The 18,540-nt window shown below is 45.7% G+C and carries 16 protein-coding genes; all 16 read right to left on the bottom strand.

What is annotated here, in order from left to right; genetic code table 11:
* Positions 1 to 375: 375 nt before the first annotated feature.
* Positions 376 to 1,377, bottom strand: coding sequence for a C-terminal binding protein (locus EZM41_RS07255; protein WP_198470453.1), 1,002 nt, complete (start codon positions 1,375 to 1,377; stop codon positions 376 to 378).
* A gap of 47 nt (positions 1,378 to 1,424) precedes the next feature.
* A complete protein-coding gene (locus EZM41_RS07250) occupies positions 1,425 to 2,195 on the bottom strand; it encodes an SDR family NAD(P)-dependent oxidoreductase (RefSeq protein ID WP_198470452.1) in 771 nt (256 codons plus the stop codon).
* A gap of 97 nt (positions 2,196 to 2,292) precedes the next feature.
* Positions 2,293 to 3,153: a 3-methyl-2-oxobutanoate hydroxymethyltransferase gene (gene panB, locus EZM41_RS07245; RefSeq protein WP_198470451.1), complete on the bottom strand. Its 861-nt coding sequence runs from the start codon at positions 3,151 to 3,153 to the stop codon at positions 2,293 to 2,295.
* Between the two features lie 59 nt (positions 3,154 to 3,212).
* The gene (folD, locus tag EZM41_RS07240) at positions 3,213 to 4,076 is read right to left on the bottom strand and encodes a bifunctional methylenetetrahydrofolate dehydrogenase/methenyltetrahydrofolate cyclohydrolase FolD (RefSeq protein ID WP_198470450.1); all 864 of its coding nucleotides are present in this window, start codon (positions 4,074 to 4,076) and stop codon (positions 3,213 to 3,215) included.
* 11 nt (positions 4,077 to 4,087) lie between these two features.
* On the bottom strand, positions 4,088 to 5,755 hold the full coding sequence (locus EZM41_RS07235; protein ID WP_198470449.1) for a formate--tetrahydrofolate ligase: 1,668 nt from the start codon (positions 5,753 to 5,755) through the stop codon (positions 4,088 to 4,090).
* 144 nt (positions 5,756 to 5,899) lie between these two features.
* Positions 5,900 to 7,213: an amidohydrolase family protein gene (locus EZM41_RS07230; RefSeq protein ID WP_198470448.1), complete on the bottom strand. Its 1,314-nt coding sequence runs from the start codon at positions 7,211 to 7,213 to the stop codon at positions 5,900 to 5,902.
* 306 nt (positions 7,214 to 7,519) lie between these two features.
* A complete protein-coding gene (locus EZM41_RS07225; RefSeq protein WP_198470447.1) occupies positions 7,520 to 8,677 on the bottom strand; it encodes a M20 family metallopeptidase in 1,158 nt (385 codons plus the stop codon).
* Positions 8,678 to 8,761: 84 nt separating this feature from the next.
* Positions 8,762 to 10,051 carry a TRAP transporter large permease gene (locus EZM41_RS07220; protein ID WP_198470446.1) on the bottom strand — a complete coding sequence of 430 codons (1,290 nt, stop codon included), beginning with the start codon at positions 10,049 to 10,051 and terminating at the stop codon, positions 8,762 to 8,764.
* 13 nt (positions 10,052 to 10,064) lie between these two features.
* Positions 10,065 to 10,559, bottom strand: coding sequence for a TRAP transporter small permease (locus EZM41_RS07215; protein ID WP_198470445.1), 495 nt, complete (start codon positions 10,557 to 10,559; stop codon positions 10,065 to 10,067).
* Positions 10,560 to 10,629: 70 nt separating this feature from the next.
* On the bottom strand, positions 10,630 to 11,637 hold the full coding sequence (locus EZM41_RS07210; RefSeq protein ID WP_198470444.1) for a TRAP transporter substrate-binding protein: 1,008 nt from the start codon (positions 11,635 to 11,637) through the stop codon (positions 10,630 to 10,632).
* 524 nt (positions 11,638 to 12,161) lie between these two features.
* Positions 12,162 to 13,172, bottom strand: coding sequence for a 2-hydroxyacid dehydrogenase (locus EZM41_RS07205; RefSeq protein WP_198470443.1), 1,011 nt, complete (start codon positions 13,170 to 13,172; stop codon positions 12,162 to 12,164).
* Positions 13,173 to 13,195: 23 nt separating this feature from the next.
* Positions 13,196 to 14,566, bottom strand: coding sequence for a glycerate kinase type-2 family protein (locus tag EZM41_RS07200; protein WP_198470442.1), 1,371 nt, complete (start codon positions 14,564 to 14,566; stop codon positions 13,196 to 13,198).
* A 79-nt stretch (positions 14,567 to 14,645) separates the two neighbouring features.
* The gene (eno, locus tag EZM41_RS07195; protein ID WP_198470441.1) at positions 14,646 to 15,926 is read right to left on the bottom strand and encodes a phosphopyruvate hydratase; all 1,281 of its coding nucleotides are present in this window, start codon (positions 15,924 to 15,926) and stop codon (positions 14,646 to 14,648) included.
* Between the two features lie 404 nt (positions 15,927 to 16,330).
* A complete protein-coding gene (larA, locus tag EZM41_RS07190; protein ID WP_342449263.1) occupies positions 16,331 to 17,539 on the bottom strand; it encodes a nickel-dependent lactate racemase in 1,209 nt (402 codons plus the stop codon).
* Positions 17,540 to 17,648: 109 nt separating this feature from the next.
* Complete coding sequence (locus EZM41_RS07185) at positions 17,649 to 18,107, bottom strand: TRAP transporter small permease (protein WP_269778879.1); 459 nt, start codon at positions 18,105 to 18,107, stop codon at positions 17,649 to 17,651.
* A gap of 163 nt (positions 18,108 to 18,270) precedes the next feature.
* Positions 18,271 to 18,540, bottom strand: a 270-nt coding sequence (locus EZM41_RS07180) for a hypothetical protein (protein WP_198470438.1), incomplete at its 5' end; no start/stop codon positions are given.

The raw sequence follows: 18,540 nt of genomic DNA, 5'->3' as shown, positions 1-18,540 counted from the left end.
GACGACGCTGTTCTTTTTGCTGGATAGATAGGTATTGATCTCGGCTACGCCTTTCTCTCCCAGGCAGCACATTTCACTCGACATGGTATCTTACCCCCTTTTAATATTTTATACAATAATTGAATTGTTCTCTTAATTTTTAGCAAAAGCTAGATATGAATCATTTCTAACATCCCCTCTCATGGTTTAATATCATCTTCATTGCTCTATTTCGTATATTAATAACCAATAAACCAGCATCTAAGTTTAAAATTATCTAATTATATAATCAAATTCCTACTTATATAACAAATAGTAATAAAATACTACAAAATAAAACCATTCATACCTCATCATAACTTCTAAAAACAATATTGTTGCTATAACAAAAGAACATCATGCTATCAAGTTAGCTTTAGGTTTAACCCCTTTGTTCATTAGCGCTTTAGGAAACTTTTTTTCAATTAAAACTCGAATTACCTCTTCAGCAGCTTTACGTTGTAGGTCTGTGAGCGATTCTTCCGAATACCAAGCTGCATGTGGAGTAATTATTAAAGTGTCCTTATCCAAAACAAGCAACGGGTTATTAGTTGTAATCGGCTCTTCTTCAAAAACATCAAGACCTGCACCACCAATCCATCCCTCTCTCAAAGCCTGACATAGACTATTTTCATCGATCAAACCGCCACGCGCCACATTAACGAGAATAGCCGTATTTCTCATCATTTTTAGCTCTTTTGTACCGATCATATGATACGTCTCTTCTGTTAATGGCGCATGAAGCGTTATAATATCGGATTCTTTTAATAATTCTTCCAGGGAAACAAGTCTGATACCTAACTGCTCAGCTGTTTCTCTGGGTAAATATGGATCAAAGCCAAGAATTTCTGCCACAGAAGGCTTCATTTTCCGTGCAATTTCTCGACCAATCCTACCTAAGGCTACGATGCCTAGTTTGTTCATAGCAAGTCGTTTAATTGGCCTAATTTCACTGTAACCCCATTTCATCTTTCTGATACCTTGGTCTAATGTTTTCAGGCGCCGATGCAACGCCATTATCAACGCAATTGCATGATTAGAAACTTCATCAACACAATAATCTGGAACATTAGCTACACAAATTCCTTGCTCCGTCGCGGTTTTCATATCAATATGATCCACTCCAATACTATATGTCACGATAACCTGACATTTGTTCATAGCTTCAATAACTCTTCGAGGCAAGGGTAGATACTGGGGGACTATGACACCATCAGCATCTTTAACTACTTTGATCATGTCTTCTTCATTCTTACACTGATAAGCTTCTATTTTTATATTATATTTCCCCATAATCTCTTTCTCATTCTCCACTTGGCCAAATAACTCATAATTAGTAATAACCACTTTCTTGTCCATCGTTTTAACTGCTCCCTTCTTATTTAATTTGCTATTATATGAACAAACTAAATGCCATAACTAGTCCAGCCACCATCAACAAATATAACCTCGCCCGTTATATAGCTAGACGCTGGCGAAGCAAGGAAAACTACCAAGCCTTTCAATTCTTCTAAGTCGCCTAGACGATTCATAGGAATTCTTTCTTTTAAGCGCCTCATGAAGTCTTCCGAGCTTAATAGATTTTTAGTCATAGGAGTCAAAAAATAAGCCGGAGCTATAGCGTTAACTTCAATACCATAATCAGCCCACTCACTTGCCAATACTTTAGTTAATTGTACAACACCACCTTTAGAGGCACAATAAGCTATCGAACCTTTCAAGGCTAACCTGGAACCTACAGAAGCAACATTTATTATTTTGCCCGACCTTTGATTTATCATTTCTTTCCCAATAATTTGGCTACATATAAAGACAGAAGTGAGATTAAGATCAATAATCATTTTCCAATCTGCTAAAGAAAGTTCCTCGGCCTTCTTTTTAATTGTCGTCCCAGCATTATTAACCAAAATATCGATATGGCCAAATTTAGATAGAACGGCTTCCTTTAGTTTATCAACTTCCTCCGGAGATGTAACATCAGTGGCAACCTCAATGGTATCCCTTCCAATATTTCTTATTTCCTCAGAGACTGCTTTTACTTTTAGCTCTGTCCGACTGGTGGCAATAACACTAGCGCCAGCTTCGGCTAATCCCAAAGCCATTGCTCTCCCTATGCCACTTGTTCCCCCTGTAACTATAGCTACCTTACCAGAGAGATTAAACTTACTCAAAATCAAAGCAAATACCCCCCAACCTAAAGACTCCATACTTTACTGAAGCAAGAGTGGCAGGGGTTAAGGACATATACCCCACCCTTGCCACATGTGCTCTATGTCACCTACGCGTTAATTCTTTGAGCATATGCTCGTATTCCTGCGCCCTCTCCGGCAGGATATGATAGCAATGCTCATCGGCGGGGAATTTGCCGCTCTTCACATCCGATATATACTCCTTGAAGGCGTTCGTCTCGATCTCCGCCACGGCGGCATATTTCTTGACGAACTTCGGAGTGAAGGCCTGGAACATGCCGAGCATGTCGCCGCAGATCAACAGCTGCCCATCGCAGGGGGCGCCTGCGCCTATGCCATAGACGGGGATGGAGAGGTCCTTCGTTATGAAGGCCGTGAGCTCCGGCGGCACAGCCTCAAGCAGTATGGCAAAGGCCCCAGCTTCTTCGACTGCCCTGGCGTCGAGTATGAGTTCCCGTGCGCTTTCAGGGTCTCTGCCCTGCGCTTTGAAACCTCCCAGAGCTCCAGAGCTCTGAGGGGTGAGGCCTATGTGACCCATGACCAATATCCCAGCGTCAGCTATGGCCTTTATCTTGCTCTGAACCCTCCTGCCGCCTTCGAGTTTTACGGCGTCCATGTCAGCTTCCTTCAAGAAGCGCCCGGCGTTCATGACGGCATCGGCATCGGTAGTCTGATATGACAAAAACGGCATATCTCCGATGCAGAAGGTGTTAGGAGCGCCGCGGCGGACGGCCTTGCAACAGATGAGGCACTCCTCCATCGTCACGGGCACGGTGCCGGGATAACCCAAGAGCACCATCCCCAAGCTGTCGCCCACCAAGATCATGTCCATGCCGGCCTGCTCCGCGAAGGAGGCCATAGGAAAGTCATAGGCGGTAACCCACACCACCTTCTCGCCCTTCTGCTTCATCTGGACAAAATCCAACCTGCCCTTCTTCTTTGCCACAATAACCCCTCCTTTTTTATTTAGCCACTGCTTCCTGAGCCTCGAGCCTTTGTCTCTTTTTATCGACGCATAGAACCTGAGGCGCAGGCTTCGGCAGCCTTTAACGTATTTAAAAGCAACATAGCTATGGTCATGGGACCTATGCCGCCAGGGACGGGCGTTATGTAGGAAGCCATTTCCTTGACGGCATCGAAATCCACGTCACCGATAAGTCCCGACTGCGTCCGCGTTATTCCCACATCCACGACGACAGCTCCATCTTTCACCATGGAAGAGGTGATCATCTTGGGTTTGCCTGTCGCAGCCACGAGTATATCAGCCTGGCGAGTTACGCTTGGAAGGTCTTTCGTGCGGCTGTGGCATACGGTGACCGTGGCGTTTCGAGAGAGGAGCAAAATGGATACGGGTTTGCCGACGATGTTGCTCCTTCCGACCACCACCGCGCGCTTTCCTTCTATATCTATGCCGTAATGCTCCAAAAGATAGACGATCCCCTTCGGCGTGCACGGCTCCATAGTCTCGATGCCCAGCGTCAACCTTCCCACGTTTATCGGATGGAAACCGTCGACGTCCTTCTCAGGTCCTATCGCCTCCGCCACCCTGTCCTTATCTATATGTTTTGGAAGGGGGAGCTGGACCAATATGCCGTGCACCGCAGGATCTGAGTTCAGCCCGTCTATGAGGTCGAGCAGCTCCCTCTCGTCAGTGGAAGCTGGCAGATATCGCATGAAGGAGGCAAATCCAACCGAAGCGCAGGCTTTCTCCTTCTGCCTCACATACACCTGGGATGCGGGGTCGTCGCCGACCAAGACGACGGCGAGCCCGGGCTTCACTCCCTTAGACGCGAGGATCGCGGCGCGCTCTTTTACCTCTTCTCGCACGAGGGCAGATACGGCTTTGCCGTCCATAATAATGGCGCTCATCTTAAAGCCCCCTAAAATAGCCCCGTAATGCGGCCGAATTCGTCGACGTCAACGCCCTCAGCGGCAGGGACCTTGGGCAACCCCGGCATGGTCATGATCTTTCCCGTTATGGGCACGATGAAACCGGCACCGGCGGATATGCGCACCTCTCTCACGGTCATCGTGAAGCCTTCTGGGTATCCGAACAGAGCCGGATCGTCTGAGAGAGAGGATTGAGTCTTCGCCATGCACACCAACAGATCGTCGTATCCCAGTTCGTGGACGCGCTTCAAATCGGCTTCCGCCTCAGGCGTGTATCGAACCTCGCCGGCACCGTAGAGCGTCTTGGCTATCTTTTCGATCTTATCTTTGGGGCTTTCGTGCAGCTCATAGAGGAATTTAAAGGAAGAGGGCTTTTCTGCCGCCTCGAGGACTTCGTTTGCCAGCTCGATGCCGCCATTTCCCCCCTTGGCCCAGACCTCGGAGAGCGCCATGGGTACACCTAAACTCTCGCACATGTCGCGCACCAACTTGAGCTCGCTATCGCTATCGGTGGGAAAGCGATTCAACGCCACCACTGCCGGGACGCCGAAGGTCCTGACGTTTTCGACGTGTTTTTTCAGGTTAGCAAAGCCGCTCTCCAAGGCCTTCAGGTTTTCGCTCGCCAAGGCAGACTTGGGCACACCTCCGTGCATTTTAAGGGCCCTAATCGTCGCTACGATGACGACAGCGTCTGGGCGCAGGCCCGCCAGGCGACACTTGATGTCCATGAACTTCTCCGCGCCCAGCTCGGCGCCGAAGCCAGCCTCGGTCACGAAGTAGTCGGCCAATTTCAGCCCGAGCTTCGTAGCGACTACGCTGTTGCAGCCGTGAGCGATGTTGGCAAAGGGACCGCCGTGGACGAAGGCTGGCAATCCCTCTACTGTCTGGACCAGGTTGGGCTTTATGGCCTCTTTCAGGAGAGCCGTCATGGCACCTTGGGCCTTCAGGTCGCCGGCAGTCACCGGTTTTCCGTCGTACGTATACCCCACGATGATTTTAGATAAGCGCCCTTTTAGTTCCACAAGGTCGCTTGAAAGGCACAGGATAGCCATGACCTCGGAGGCGACGGAGATGTCGAAGCCGGACTCCCTTGGCACGCCGTTGGGCTTTCCTCCGAGGCCTATGACGATGGACCTTAAGGCTCGCTCGTTCATGTCCATGGCGCGCCTGATAGCCATCTGCCTCGGGTCCAATCCCAAAGGATTGCCGTGGTGAAGGTGGTTATCGGCCATGGCCGCCAACAGGTTGTGGGCAGAAGTAACTGCGTGGATGTCGCCCGTGAAGTGGAGGTTTATATCCTCCATAGGGAGAACTTGGGAGTATCCCCCTCCAGCAGCCCCGCCCTTGACGCCGAAGACGGGCCCCAAAGACGGTTCCCTTATGGCCATGGCCGCTTTCTTTCCCATCTTTTGAAGCGCTTGTCCCAGGCCTATCGTCGTGGTGGTCTTCCCTTCGCCGGCCGGTGTCGGCGTTATCGCCGTCGTCAGGATGAGCTTGCCGTCTGCTTTGTCTTTTACCCTCTCCCAGACCTCCGGTGAAACCTTAGCCTTGTACTTGCCGTAATACTCCAGTTCTTCTTCCCTAATGCCGAGCTTCTCTGCGATCTTCGCGATGTGCTCAAGCCTCGTGACTTGAGCGATTTCGATGTCAGACATCATTTTCCAAATGCGCCTCCTCTAAAACGAATATAAAGCTTAACCTGACGCCGGCGTTGGCGCTTATGGCTTGAAACGAAGTATCGGGCTCCTCGCAGCAGCCACCTCATCTAAGAAGTGAAATTGTTAAAATATTAGTCATACTATCTATTTACCAGTCACCATTTTGGTATCTTGGTTTAATCTAAACAAACTCATAGCATTTTGATAAAATATTCGCTGAGCAATCGTAAGTGCTTGTTCTTCATTCATCTCTCCTCGCTCTATTTTATTGAGCAGAACATCGGTTACCACCTCGCGAGCTAAACAGGCAGCGGCATAGACATCTTCGACTTGGTAAGCGTCACTGCCCCACATGATTTTATTTACTGCCACTAAGTCCAAACACTCGTCTAATACTTGGCGAGCGACTGTCGGTGATAGAAGCGGCACCCAAACCAAGTCAACAAACACATTTGGAAACATCTTGGCAAGTGATATAGCTTGTCCAATATATGGAAAACCAAAGTGCAGCAACACAAAGCGAGCATCGGGAAAGTCCAAAAACAACTGGTTCAAGTGCTCAGGGTTGCCGTTACTTAGGATGTTGGCATTGCGAGCAAAGATCCCAGTATGAATCTGCACAGGCAATCCTTCTTCTATGGCAATGCCAATTACAAAACGCGCCATAAAATCTTGGAGACGCCGCTCTTCCTCGGGTGTGAGCCTTTGGGGTTCGCTAACATAAAGATGTGCAGCTTCGTCCCGACTAACGGGCAGAAACTCTAAGGTTCTTTCATAAGCCGTTGCAATCTTCACAGCAGGTGAACCAACAGCCTTGTACCCCTTAATCACTGTTCGAACGAGATCAAGATAACCCTCAAAAGTTTTAAGATTGCCATCAAACGCCTGAGCTATTTCTTCTATGGAGGTATAGTGCGCCTTGCCTTTAAACTTATATATATACTGTCGTCCTAAGATCAAAGGATTAGCACGCAATATTGGTCTGAACAAAGAAGGATCATGGCAAAAATAATCCACACTCCAAAACATATCAAGCATGCCCACATTAACGTTAGCACGTTCTTTAAGGACATAATGATACCAGTCATTTCTTTGATATGCCCTGGTAACGCGCTCCGACAATACCTGCCAATTATCATCTGTGATTGTCTCTTCTTTAAGCCCATATAAGCCTTGCAATGCTCGGATCGTGGCGCGATAATAGGCAGTATGTTGCACAAAGGGTTGATATTCCTTAAAAAGTGGCCAAAAATTCTCCAGATTGTCGTTAAATTCCCACACAGATGCTGACATACCAGCAGAAATAAAATCTAAGCGTGCATATGTATTGCCAAAGATTTTAAACAGATTAACGGAGTTCCTACGCATTTCCTGCAAACCCATAACATGACTATGAGTATCTATCATAGGTATTGCGCTTAGAACCGCACGCAAATTCATGTGTGCTGCTTTTGACATTTCGTAAACTCCTTCTGTAAACTACACTTATTGCCTAACAAATTGCTCGTTCCTATGTAAAATAACCAACTATTAAGCAGTAATTGTTAAAAATACCAAGGTTTTGCACAGATTTAAAATCTACATTCCTACATTTTGTCGCACTGGCACTATATTTTTACTCATCACCACCATTATAGCTTAGCTAAACAACTCATAACTTATGGCCTTGTCTTATAATTTTTATCAAACGCATTATATTCATTTCTCCTATCATTAGCATTATTACGCTATTCTATGGGCTATTATTTTGAGTCACGATTTCTCTTATTTGCCAAAAAGCACTCTTTCTGCTGTTGCTGTAAGCACATCAGTTGCTATCTCAATTTCATCAACTATGATGTGCTCATCCACGGTATGCGCATCTTTAAGAGCGCCCGGACCAAAAACATAGCAGTATCGATTACCTGTCCGAGCACTTATGATAGCGGCATCTGTATAAGCCGGAAAACCGCAAATTTCGATTCCTCGGCCAGTGCGACCCCTAAAAGCTGCTTTAATTTCATTAACAAAGGCACAATCACTCTCAGCCTTCACAGGTGGCCGGTCGATATTGATATGACGAACGTGGAAACTAATACCGGAGTCGACAATGGTGTCATTTACTGTTTTGGTTATAAGCTCTGTAAGCTGAGAAATACTCATAGGCTCGACAATCCGGACATCGATCTCGCAACGAGCGTAGTTTGGCACCACATTGGTCTTTGTGCCACCTTCGACTCGTCCAAAAGTGATAGTCGAACGACCCAGATATTCACTTTCATAAGGCAGTTTCTCGATAAGATTTTTAAGCGCAACAATGGCTTGCCCCGTAGCCAAGACAGCATCAGCACCCATTTGAGGGTTGCCGGCATGAGCGCTCTTACCAATAGCTTCGATTTCATACCAAACGACACCCTTGTGCTCCACAGTGAGCGTCAGGCTGTTAGGTTCTGGGGCCAAGACTACCGTCTCTCTATCTATTAAGCCTCGGTTTGCCAAATCAACAGCACCTAACATTTCCATGCCCTCTTCGTCAACAGTAGCGCAAAAAAGGAAATCTTCTTGCGGTTGTTGCCCCGACTCCGCCACGCGTTTAAATGCAACCATAGCAGCTGCTAAGCCACCTTTCATGTCCACAGAACCTCGCCCGTAAAGAGCGTTGCCCTTTATGGTCCCGCCAAAAGGATCCTCACTCCAGCCCATACCGACCGGAACGGTATCCATATGGGCAACATAAGCCAAGCCTGCATGATGTTGTCTGCCTCGGAGTATAGCTACAATGTTAAAGCGATCGCGTTGAACTTCATACTCTTTTGCCTCGACATTGGAGATGCGGGAAAGCCAATTGGTAATAAACTTCCCGATTTCCTTCTCCGTTCCAATAGGATTTTCACTCGGAATGCGCACTAAAGCCTGAGCCAAGGTTACTTCTTCAGATGTCATTTATATTAACCCCTTTTCGTTATAAGTCATAGATAAAGCGCAAAGCGCAAATTACGCTATACAAGCATCTATTCTTAAGCATATTTAACGCAACAAACCTAACGCTCTAGGCAAAAATAGCACAAGCTCGGGAAACAAAAGCATTACTACCATGCTTCCAATAAGTGTAAATAGTAGAGGAATGCTTTCTTTGATCACTTGATCAAATGGGGCTTTACATACCCCTTGTGCCACATAAAGGTTAACTCCCACAGGTGGAGTAATCATACCAATACACAAATTTACCGTCATTAAAACGCCGAAGAACACAAGGTCATAATTTAAGGCCTTGGCGACAGGTGCGAACAGTGGAGCAAACAAAACCACGTTGGATATCGTATCAATAAAACAACCAGTGATTAGGAGAAAGACCATTATTAAACCCATAATAATAAGGGGCGACTTTGTAAGACCCAACATTTGTTGCGCAAGCATTTGCGGTATTCTTTCGAGCATGAGGAGGCGACCAAATGTGGTTGCCCCTCCAAGAACAAACATGGCGAGACAAGAAAGCAATGCGGCTTCCACCATGGCGTCCTTTATCTTGCCAATGTTAAGAGTTTTCTTAAGCACCCCAATCACCAAGGCATAAGATGAACCAACCACTGCCGCTTCCGTAGGAGTAAAAAGCCCACCATAAATGCCGCCAAGTATAATGAAAGGAAGCAATAACGCCCAACGAGCACCCCAGCACTGCTTTAGAGCTCCTAAGAAGCCGCCTTCTCTTGGTTTTCCCGCGTATCCGCGCTTCTTAGCGATAAGATAGTTAACTAAAATAAGAAACGAACCCATCAGAATTCCTGGTAGAAAACCGCCCGTAAACATGGCTACCGTCGAGACACCCACAACCACGCTGTAAACGATCATTGGGATACTAGGAGGTATTACAGGTCCTATAGTAGCCCCAGCTGCTGTAAGGGCACCAGCATAACTGGCAGAATATCCCCTTCCCACCATTGCAGGGACCAAAATTGTGCCCAGAGCAGCGACCACCGCTGGTCCAGAGCCTGAAATGGCAGCAAAGATCATACACGCAACGACAGTGGACGCACCAAGCCCACCAGGGATATCTCCCACAAGCGCCTCAGCGGCATCAATTACCTCTGTCGATAACCCGCTTTTGTCCATAAACGTTCCCACTAACATGAAGAAAGGTATTGCCATCAACGGAAACGAGTCGGCGGTGGTCACTATCGCCTGGGCAAGCAAAGCTACGAGGTTAAGCTGAGGATAGTAAATGTAACCCACCAAGGCCGAGGACGCCGCTAACGCTAGCGCTATAGGAACAGAAAGAAACATCAATACGAACAATGAGATAAACAGAAGCGCAGCCATGATTCACTCTCCCTTATCTTTTCGCCAATTGTCGAATGCGGGGCCAAAACCGGACTTCAAATGTCCTAACGGCCAAACCGAACAAGCCAAGGACGCCTGCCACATACATTACCCCCACAGGAAGCCAGGGTATGGCGGCATAAACCTGTCCAACCTTAAACTGCACAATCGCGAATTTCAAGATCCACCAAGAAAGCAAAAGGCTAAAGGCAATGGTAAAGACGTCAGAAAACATCTGAATAGCACCTGCAATCTTCTTGGGAAGGAAAACTATGGCCGCTTCAACCTTAAGGTGCATACCCTTTTTAGCGGCAAGGCTTACCGCTAACAGAGTGATCCAGACAAAACCAAGCCTGACCGCTTGCTCACCCCAGGAAAATGAATAGCTTAGTAAGTAGCGAGTAAAAACCTGAACGGTTGAAATTAATAGCATTGCCGCCATTATCCAAGCAATAAGAGTTGTTTCAAATTTGTTGTCTAGCCAAAGCAACAATTTTTTTACAAACAAATGCCGTACCTCCCTTTTGCCAAACATTAGCGTTAGGGGGTTGGGAACTGCCCCCTAACGCGCCTCTCATCTAAAAGTCTTTCTGAGCCTCGACAACCTTCTGGAGCAGCTCTTTGCCTATCCTGGGTGTCCACTTATCATACATAGGTTGAACTGCCTCTCTAAGCGCAGTACGCTCTTCTGGAGTTAATTCTATAATTATATTACCATAATCTTTAAGTTTTTCTTTCACTTCGGTATCGTTCTTTCTGGTAAGCTCTCTTTCGTATACCCTGGCTTCGCGTTCTGCCTCTTTAATTATCTTCTTTTGCTCGTCGCTCAACCTATCCCACGTAGATTTAGCCATCAATATTGCAGTTGGGTCATATAGATGTGCAGTTTGATTGATATATTTCTGAACCCGGTAAAACCCCATCGTATAAATATTGGTATAAGGATTTTCTTGGGCGTCAATCACGCCTTGTTGAAGGCTCGTAAATACCTCAGAGAAGGCCATCGGCACAGGACTAGCGCCTAAGGTCTTAAAGTGGTCCATGTGCAACTCGCTCTCCATCGTGCGAATCTTGAGGCCCTTAAAGTCTTCGGGCTTGCGGATCTCTTTATTGGCTGTCACGTGTCGCCAACCTTGAGTCCAGCAACCCAACCCAATAATGCCCACTTCTTCAAAGCTTTTACGGAGCTCCTCGCCAATCTCGCCATCTATCACGGCTTCCGCAGCTTTTTCATTCTTGAACAGATAGGGGAGGTCTAACAGCTTTGTCTTCTCTGTAGTTGTAAAGCCATACATCACAGCCCATGCAGGCATATGCATATCCAGCGCTCCGACTTGTAGGGCTTCAACCATCTGAGGATTAGTGCCCAATTGGGAGTTTGGATAAATTTCAATCTTAATTTGGCCATTACTTCTTTGCTCAACTATCTCAGCCATCCGCAAAGCGGAGATATGTAAAGGTGTGTCTTCTGTGACCACATGACCCCATCTTAACACTATAGGCTTCCCTTCTGCTTTTTGCCCACCATAAATAGATACCACCATGCATAAACCCACAAACAGAATGGCTAACGCTTTACGCCGCATCACTAACTACCCCCTTTTGCTATCAAAATTTGCGCTACTCTAAACGGATGACACCAATCCTCGGAACTTTCCTTCACTCCTTATCAACCCCCTTTCTTTCACATGATTAGGACATCGCCCAGGGATTGCACCATTTTTACATATGGATCCCAAACTTCCTATAATAACCTTCACTGTACTACCAGAAGCCTTTGATCAACCATTCATTGAGCTCTGCTCAAAGACCACCACCCCTTTTTCTCAATTATTTTATCTCCGATTATTTTTTTGTCAATCTATATTTTCATTTTACAACATTTTAGCCCTGGTTGTTCGCAATCTGGATTTAGTTGTGTAACAAGCTCACATTACTACGATAAAATGTACTTTAGAGCAATTTTCTAATTTAGTTTTAGACTAAATTATAAAATTGCCAGGAAAGTCGCTAAATTTACTTCCATCTGTCCTCTTACTTTGTATAAAACGACAAATAAGAATAAGGCGGCTTCCTTTATATTTTGCGAGTTATATTGTTAATAGTGTACCTACAATACAGATTTTTCAGCATACTCACTATAGTATCCATATTGTTGAAGCAGTTCCAAATTAACCGTTGTGATAGGAAGCTTTCCTTCGAGTAGACGTTTACAGCATTCTACGACAATATTGGAGATATTACTCACAGCTTCTTCTGTTGACCCTCCCATGTGGGGGGTCAACACGATATTCGGAACAGAAAAGAGGGGGGAATTTTGTGGAATTGGCTCACGCGCGAAAACATCAAGGCCAGCCCCAGCTATACGACCAGAAAGGAGCGCTTCTGCCAATGCAACTTCGTCCACAATTCCGCCACGGGAAGTAACTATAAGAATAGAGCCTTCTTTCATAAGGGGAAAAAGCTCGCGGGAGAATAGACCCCTAGTTTCGGGAACCAATGGAACGTTAATTGAGACTATATCCGAACGAGGAAGCAACTCTTCGAGGGGGAGCCACGGAAAACGGGGATGGCTTTTCTTTCTTCCTAATGTAACACAAACAGTCATCCCAAAGGCTTCTGCCAATTCTCCTATACGGGTTCCAATAGCTCCTGCACCAACAATTCCAAGTTTTTTTCCTTTCATTTCTCGGCCCATTACCCATGTGGGCAGGTAGGCACTATCGGCAAACTTCCATTTCCCCGACCGCACGTATTCATTGGCCCGTCCAGTCCAGCGGATACACTCAAGCATCAGCGATAAGGCAAGTTCTGCAACGGCTTCAGCATTTCCACCACGACAATTTCCCACTGGAATCCCTCGCTTTGAGGCAGCGTTAAGATTAACGTGGTCTACTCCCACACCATAAACGACTATTCCTTTAAGGTTTTTGGCCCTTTCTATAAGTTCTTCGTTTATTACCGCATACTCCGCAACAATGATATCCGCGTTCTCGCTTTCAAGAAGAAGCTGCCCTCGCTGATGGAGGGACAAGGAAACTATAGTGCCCAAGCTACTGATCTCTTGTTTTGCTTCCTCAGTAAGATGAAAAGAATCAGCAAAAATAATTTTCCTTACCATAGTTATCCCTCTTGGGTGGTTAATTATAATATCAATCGAATCAACATGATCTTTAAATCGTTTACGTTTGTTCCCGTGTTTCCAGTTTCAAGGATATCTCCAATAGCGAGCAGCGCATGAGATGCATCGTGATTCTGAAGGGCCATGAACAAATCTATGCCCAATTCCATTCCACGATGCACAGAGGTTTCGTCGCATATTCCACCAGCATAAGGAGTAGGACCATCGGTGCCATCTGTATCCAACCCAGCCATCACTGTATTCCTCAAATCTTTGATTTCTATGGCACCGCCTAAGGCGAACTCCTGATTGGGCCCACCAAGACCTCGCTTACAACAGTTCTGAATGGTTACAATAGTTTCCCCACCACCAATAAAGGCACAAGGAGCCTCAAGGGGCCGAGAATTCCAAAAAACTTCCTTTCCAATGAAGCCAAATGTTCTTCCAAGTTCCCGGCTCTCTCCCTCAAACATGGTGGAGAGTATTGTTGTCTCGTATCCAAGCTCTTTTGCTCGTTGCTCCGCACCTAAGCATGCTGCATCTCCCTTAACCACGATATAGCTTTCAATTCTATGAGTATCCAGGGACTTGGGTGTTTCTCTATTAAGGGGCGGATTCTTTAAATAGGTGCTAATAGAGTGGGGCATTTTATCCCACAAACTATACTTATCCATCGTATTCTGAGCATCTTTGAAACTTGATGTATCGGGAACAGTAGGATCGGTGATGTAGTCTAAAGGGTCTCCAATAACGTCAGAAACTGTGATATTTACTAGGAAGGCTTTAGGATGAACGGCTTGGGCCAATTTCCCACCTTTGATGCAACTAAGGTGCTTTCGGACAGCGTTAATTTCAACAATATTAGCGCCACATGTTAGCAGAATCTCATTCGCTCGCTTTTTGTCCTCGAGTGTTATTTCAGATACAGGGAATGGCATAAGTGCCGAACTACCGCCAGTAAAACAAGCAAAGACAAGATCTCCAGGGCCTGTTTTACGAGCAAGGGCAAGTATTTCCTCTGCTGCTCGCATTCCTCTTTCGTCAGGGATAGGGTGACTGGCAATGCAGAGTCGGATATTGACGAGGGAACCTTCCTGGCCATCCTTACATATGACGATTCCTTCTGTAATACGATCTCCAAGTATATTATCGAGAGCCTTAGCTATTGAAAATGTCGCTTTGCCTGCACCAAACACATAAATATTTTTAAAAGATTTCAAGGGATATGACTTCCCTCCAATGAAGATCGCATCCCCTTCCAGTCGCACGAGATTATAGGTAGCCCTTTCGGGATTTGCACGATCAAGCCCTGCATTTAAAACATCCAAGGCCTCTGTTCGCATTGCTCTGTTTCCTTGAGAAAGGATATGTTCTGAATTTTTGAAGTAATTCATAATGATTATTTCATCTCCAAGGGAATTTTTAAAATTAGGGGCTAGAGATATTCCAGCCCCTTTTTCACTTTTTAGAATTTTAGAAAGGGTTTCTAAAGTGTCTTCCGGCGTAAACAGCTGCTTCTCCGAGCTCAGATTCTATCTCAAGAAGACGATTGTATTTTGCAGTCCGTTCCGAGCGTGTGGCTCCAGTTTTAATCTGCCCAGCATTAATGCCTACCGTAACATCGGCGAGGATAGGGTCCTCTGTCTCTCCGGATCGCTCAGAAACCATGATCCCAAATTGATGGCGATATGAACTTTCTGCAGCATCAAGGGTCTCAGAAAGCGTTCCCACCTGATTGAATTTGAGCAAAAGGGCGTTGCAATAATCGGCTCGCTCGCGAATAAGTTTAGGATTGGTACACAGAAAATCGTCCCCCACAATCTGAATCCCCAGCTCTTTTGCTGCCATCGCAAACCCTTCAATGTCGTCTTCAGCAAATGGATCCTCCATAGAAGCAACTGGATAGCTTTTAACAAGATCTTTGTAGAACCCTAAAAGTTCTGCACGAGTTCTATATTCTCCTTCCAGTTTATACATGTCCTTCTCTTTATCGTAGAAATGCGTTGCAGCACAGTCAAAACCATACACAATCTTATCGGAGTGTCCAGAAATTTCTACGGCCCTTACAAGGTTATCCATAGCTTCTTTAACGCTCACGATGGGGGGGGCGAACCCTCCTTCATCTCCTACGTTGACCGCCAGCTTCCCGTATTTACTTGAAAGAATCTCGCGTAGCGCGTTATACACATCCCATCCGATAATCATGGACTCCCTGAATGTCTCCGCTCCGACCGGAAAGATGCAAATTTCTTGGAAGTCCAAATCATTCGACGTAAGGCGCCCGCCATTGATATAGTTCAGAAGTGGGACCGGCAAAACATGAGCATTTGCGTTTAGATAACGGTAGAGAGGAAGGCCACATCCACATGCTGCAGCTCTTGCAACGGCCATGGAGACTCCGATGATGGCGTTTCCACCCAGTTTTTGTTTGTTTGGTGTGCCGTCAAGCTTAATCATAGCCAGATCAATGCTTCGTTGATCTCGGACATCCATACTAATAAGGGCCGGAGCAATGACTTCGTGGATATTCCTTATGGCTTGCTGAACGCCGAGGCCTCCGAACACCCTTTTATCGCCATCGCGAATCTCCCATGCTTCCTTCTCGCCCCTAGATCGGCCTGCGGGAACGTCTGCCCGCCCAAAAATGCCATCGCCAGCCCAGACATCCACTTGAATAGTAGGATTAAACCGACAGTCTAAAATCTCCCGAGCAACGATTTTTGTAATTTTGAACTTCTCATTACCAAAATACATAAACTTCACCGCCCCCTATTAACTTATCTCTGAATTTTAACGGACTTTTTAATAAACATCTAAATATAACACTACTTATATATTATGTAGCCTATCTTTACTCTAAGTTAGCTTCAAATCGAAAATCATATGACCATTTTAAGTAACATACCATCCATCTCCTCAACAAACTTTACTCACTACATTCCTTCCTTTAAATTTAATCTTTGTTGTTTAGTTGGTAATTGTACACTATATTAACAACAAGCTCACGGCTCAATCTCCTTATAAATCAGGCTTTAAAGACTCCTTAATTTCAAAGCTATTACACGCCCCAATATCGTCTTACTGAGGAGGAGCACTCGTGTCGCTACTTGAAGCCTCACGATCTTGGTTAGATGAAGCTCGCTCCTATTATAACAACGTCAGTCGCAACTTCCATTTTCACTTTCTCTGCAAGGATCCTTTTCCGTGATGAATGGAAGAAATCGTTGAGGGCATGGAAGAAAATAGATTTTTTCATTCCCTCCGACTAACTCAGAGGCCATTTCTAAGGCCATATCTAAGGAATTCGCCGGAATAAGCTTCACGCGTTTCGCAATTTCAGGATCTATATTCCTAGAAACAAGGATGATCCGCAGTCCCATTTGAAGAATTTTACATAAAAGAAGGGAGTGATCCATCTGAATACGATAATTTTCATTTAGGTATCTTATGATGTCATCGAAAGTTGCTCCCATCATGAATGGACGTAGCATATCATCAGATCCTACGCCTTCAGTGCATTGAGAATAAAGAATAAGGACGCCATTTCTTTCCATTATAGGAGCAGCTGCAATGATTGCCTTGACGCTTTGGTAAAGATTGATATTTAAAGGATTACCTGGGGTTGTAACAACGATTCGTAGCCGTTTTTCCAGCGGAAGGGCGATATATTTCTTTAAAGCAAGCACGGCTTGAGAATGACTTTTTTCAAGGTCGCCACAAAAAATAGAAAATGGAGCACCTTCAGCATCTGAGAGTAAGTTCACGCAGAATTGAATCCCTAGCATCTGCGCTGCTTCTAACATGTCTTCACTTATAGGATTGCCCTCTAGGACTCCAATGGTCGAAGATGGATGAAGTACCATCTCTGGACGATGATTTATTAAGATGGTACGCTCAGAGGAAACACCCGGCAGCACCGATTTTCTTCCGCCGGAAAACCCCGCAAATTCATGGGGTTCTACCTTTCCCACCACTATCCGAAGGTCTGACTCCCTAACAACTCTATTAACCTCTACGGGTGTCCCACGAGATGTTGTCCCTATGCTGGCAAGGAGCGTCGGAGTATAAGGATCATGGTTTTGAATTCGAACTTTCCCCCATAAGCTCTCCCCTGTGATTGTTTTCATCTCCTGTTTTGTAGCTGGGCGATGAACACCCGTAGCCACAACGAGAGCGATGTTTTCCCTCTTAATCCCACCAAGTTCGAGCTCTTCGAGGATCCGAGGAAGAACTGATGAAGTGGGAACGTTTCGCGTTGCATCTGAAACAACGACGGAGGCTTTGTTCTTCCCACGAGCAATCTCTCGCAGAAGAGGGGAACCTATAGGGGCACAGAAAGCAGAGTCGACAAAATTGGGACTGGGCACAGGGAATCTGGGTACCGTTAACAATCCTCCAAAACGGCTGTTTGGGAGCCATATTGTGAGGTTTTCTACATCATCAGTAAATATTGTGTCTTCGTGTTCTCTGCGCACGCTATAAATTACATTCCCCACCCTTCTCGGTCGTCTCAGGCACGGTTTTTTTCTCCGGCAACTTATCGCTTAAAGAAATTTCCAGAATATGACCAATGCCAAAGAGGGTCATGAAAAAACACCCTATAGGAATAGCAGCATAAGGTATGGCGACAGAAATGTTCAATGCTGGTGTGATCTGTTTGTATGTCTTGAAAAGGAGAAGGATCCCGTTTACAGCCACAGAGGCCGTGGCAATTACTGCCATGAATGGAACAACCCTTATACAAAAAGCGCGAAGCTTCCTTGGGAGCATATCGCGAAAGATGATAAGGCCAATATGCCCCTTGTTATGATGCAGAATAGCCGCGCTTATCATGGTAAACCAAACAATCGCGAACCTCAAGAATTCTTCGGACCACGAAAGCGGGCTTTTGAAAACATATCGCATTATAACATGAATAATGGCGACAAGGAGCATAACAGAACAAATCGCCATAGCAATAGGGAAAAGCCATTTCACGCATGAATCACAAAAAGAACGATATTTTTCTTTCGTCACACGAATCATTCCTTCTCGCCTAAAACTTTTGAAAATTGGATGGGAGAGATCTCTCCCATCCAATAAACAACGCGACGAGTCCCTAAAGTCCCGCTTTAATATCTTTGCGGGCTTGTTCGATAGCCGAAAGCCATTGGTTCTGCTGTATATATTGAGCGATCTGGTAACCGGCCAATCCACCCAGCAAGGCAAAGAGTGCTTTCGCTATGCCTTGGAGTACGCCCTTTTCCTTGAGAAATTTGATCAAGTCATGACCATCTTTTATAGGCGAGCCAGGTCTGACCGAAATACAGAGCGTCCCCATGGCCCCTATCCAATGATGGAAATCTTTGTAGTTGAAGTTGCCGAGATC

Origin of the sequence: Acetomicrobium sp. S15 = DSM 107314, from assembly GCF_016125955.1 — a bacterium.
Classification (GTDB): Bacteria; Synergistota; Synergistia; order Synergistales; family Thermosynergistaceae; genus Thermosynergistes; species Thermosynergistes pyruvativorans.
This window is presented reverse-complemented; position numbering and strand designations above follow the sequence as displayed.

What these genes read in the sequence shown, in the direction of transcription:
- EZM41_RS07220 (WP_198470446.1), bottom strand. Translation starts at nt 10,051, where the DNA reads ATGGCTGCGCTTCTGTTTATCTCATTGTTCGTATTGATGTTTCTTTCT.
- folD (WP_198470450.1), bottom strand. Translation starts at nt 4,076, where the DNA reads ATGAGCGCCATTATTATGGACGGCAAAGCCGTATCTGCCCTCGTGCGA.
- EZM41_RS07235 (WP_198470449.1), bottom strand. Translation starts at nt 5,755, where the DNA reads ATGATGTCTGACATCGAAATCGCTCAAGTCACGAGGCTTGAGCACATC.
- EZM41_RS07210 (WP_198470444.1), bottom strand. Translation starts at nt 11,637, where the DNA reads ATGCGGCGTAAAGCGTTAGCCATTCTGTTTGTGGGTTTATGCATGGTG.
- EZM41_RS07255 (WP_198470453.1), bottom strand. Translation starts at nt 1,377, where the DNA reads ATGGACAAGAAAGTGGTTATTACTAATTATGAGTTATTTGGCCAAGTG.
- EZM41_RS07185 (WP_269778879.1), bottom strand. Translation starts at nt 18,107, where the DNA reads ATGCTCCTTGTCGCCATTATTCATGTTATAATGCGATATGTTTTCAAA.
- EZM41_RS07230 (WP_198470448.1), bottom strand. Translation starts at nt 7,213, where the DNA reads ATGTCAAAAGCAGCACACATGAATTTGCGTGCGGTTCTAAGCGCAATA.
- EZM41_RS07225 (WP_198470447.1), bottom strand. Translation starts at nt 8,677, where the DNA reads ATGACATCTGAAGAAGTAACCTTGGCTCAGGCTTTAGTGCGCATTCCG.
- EZM41_RS07200 (WP_198470442.1), bottom strand. Translation starts at nt 14,566, where the DNA reads ATGAATTACTTCAAAAATTCAGAACATATCCTTTCTCAAGGAAACAGA.
- EZM41_RS07205 (WP_198470443.1), bottom strand. Translation starts at nt 13,172, where the DNA reads ATGGTAAGGAAAATTATTTTTGCTGATTCTTTTCATCTTACTGAGGAA.
- eno (WP_198470441.1), bottom strand. Translation starts at nt 15,926, where the DNA reads ATGTATTTTGGTAATGAGAAGTTCAAAATTACAAAAATCGTTGCTCGG.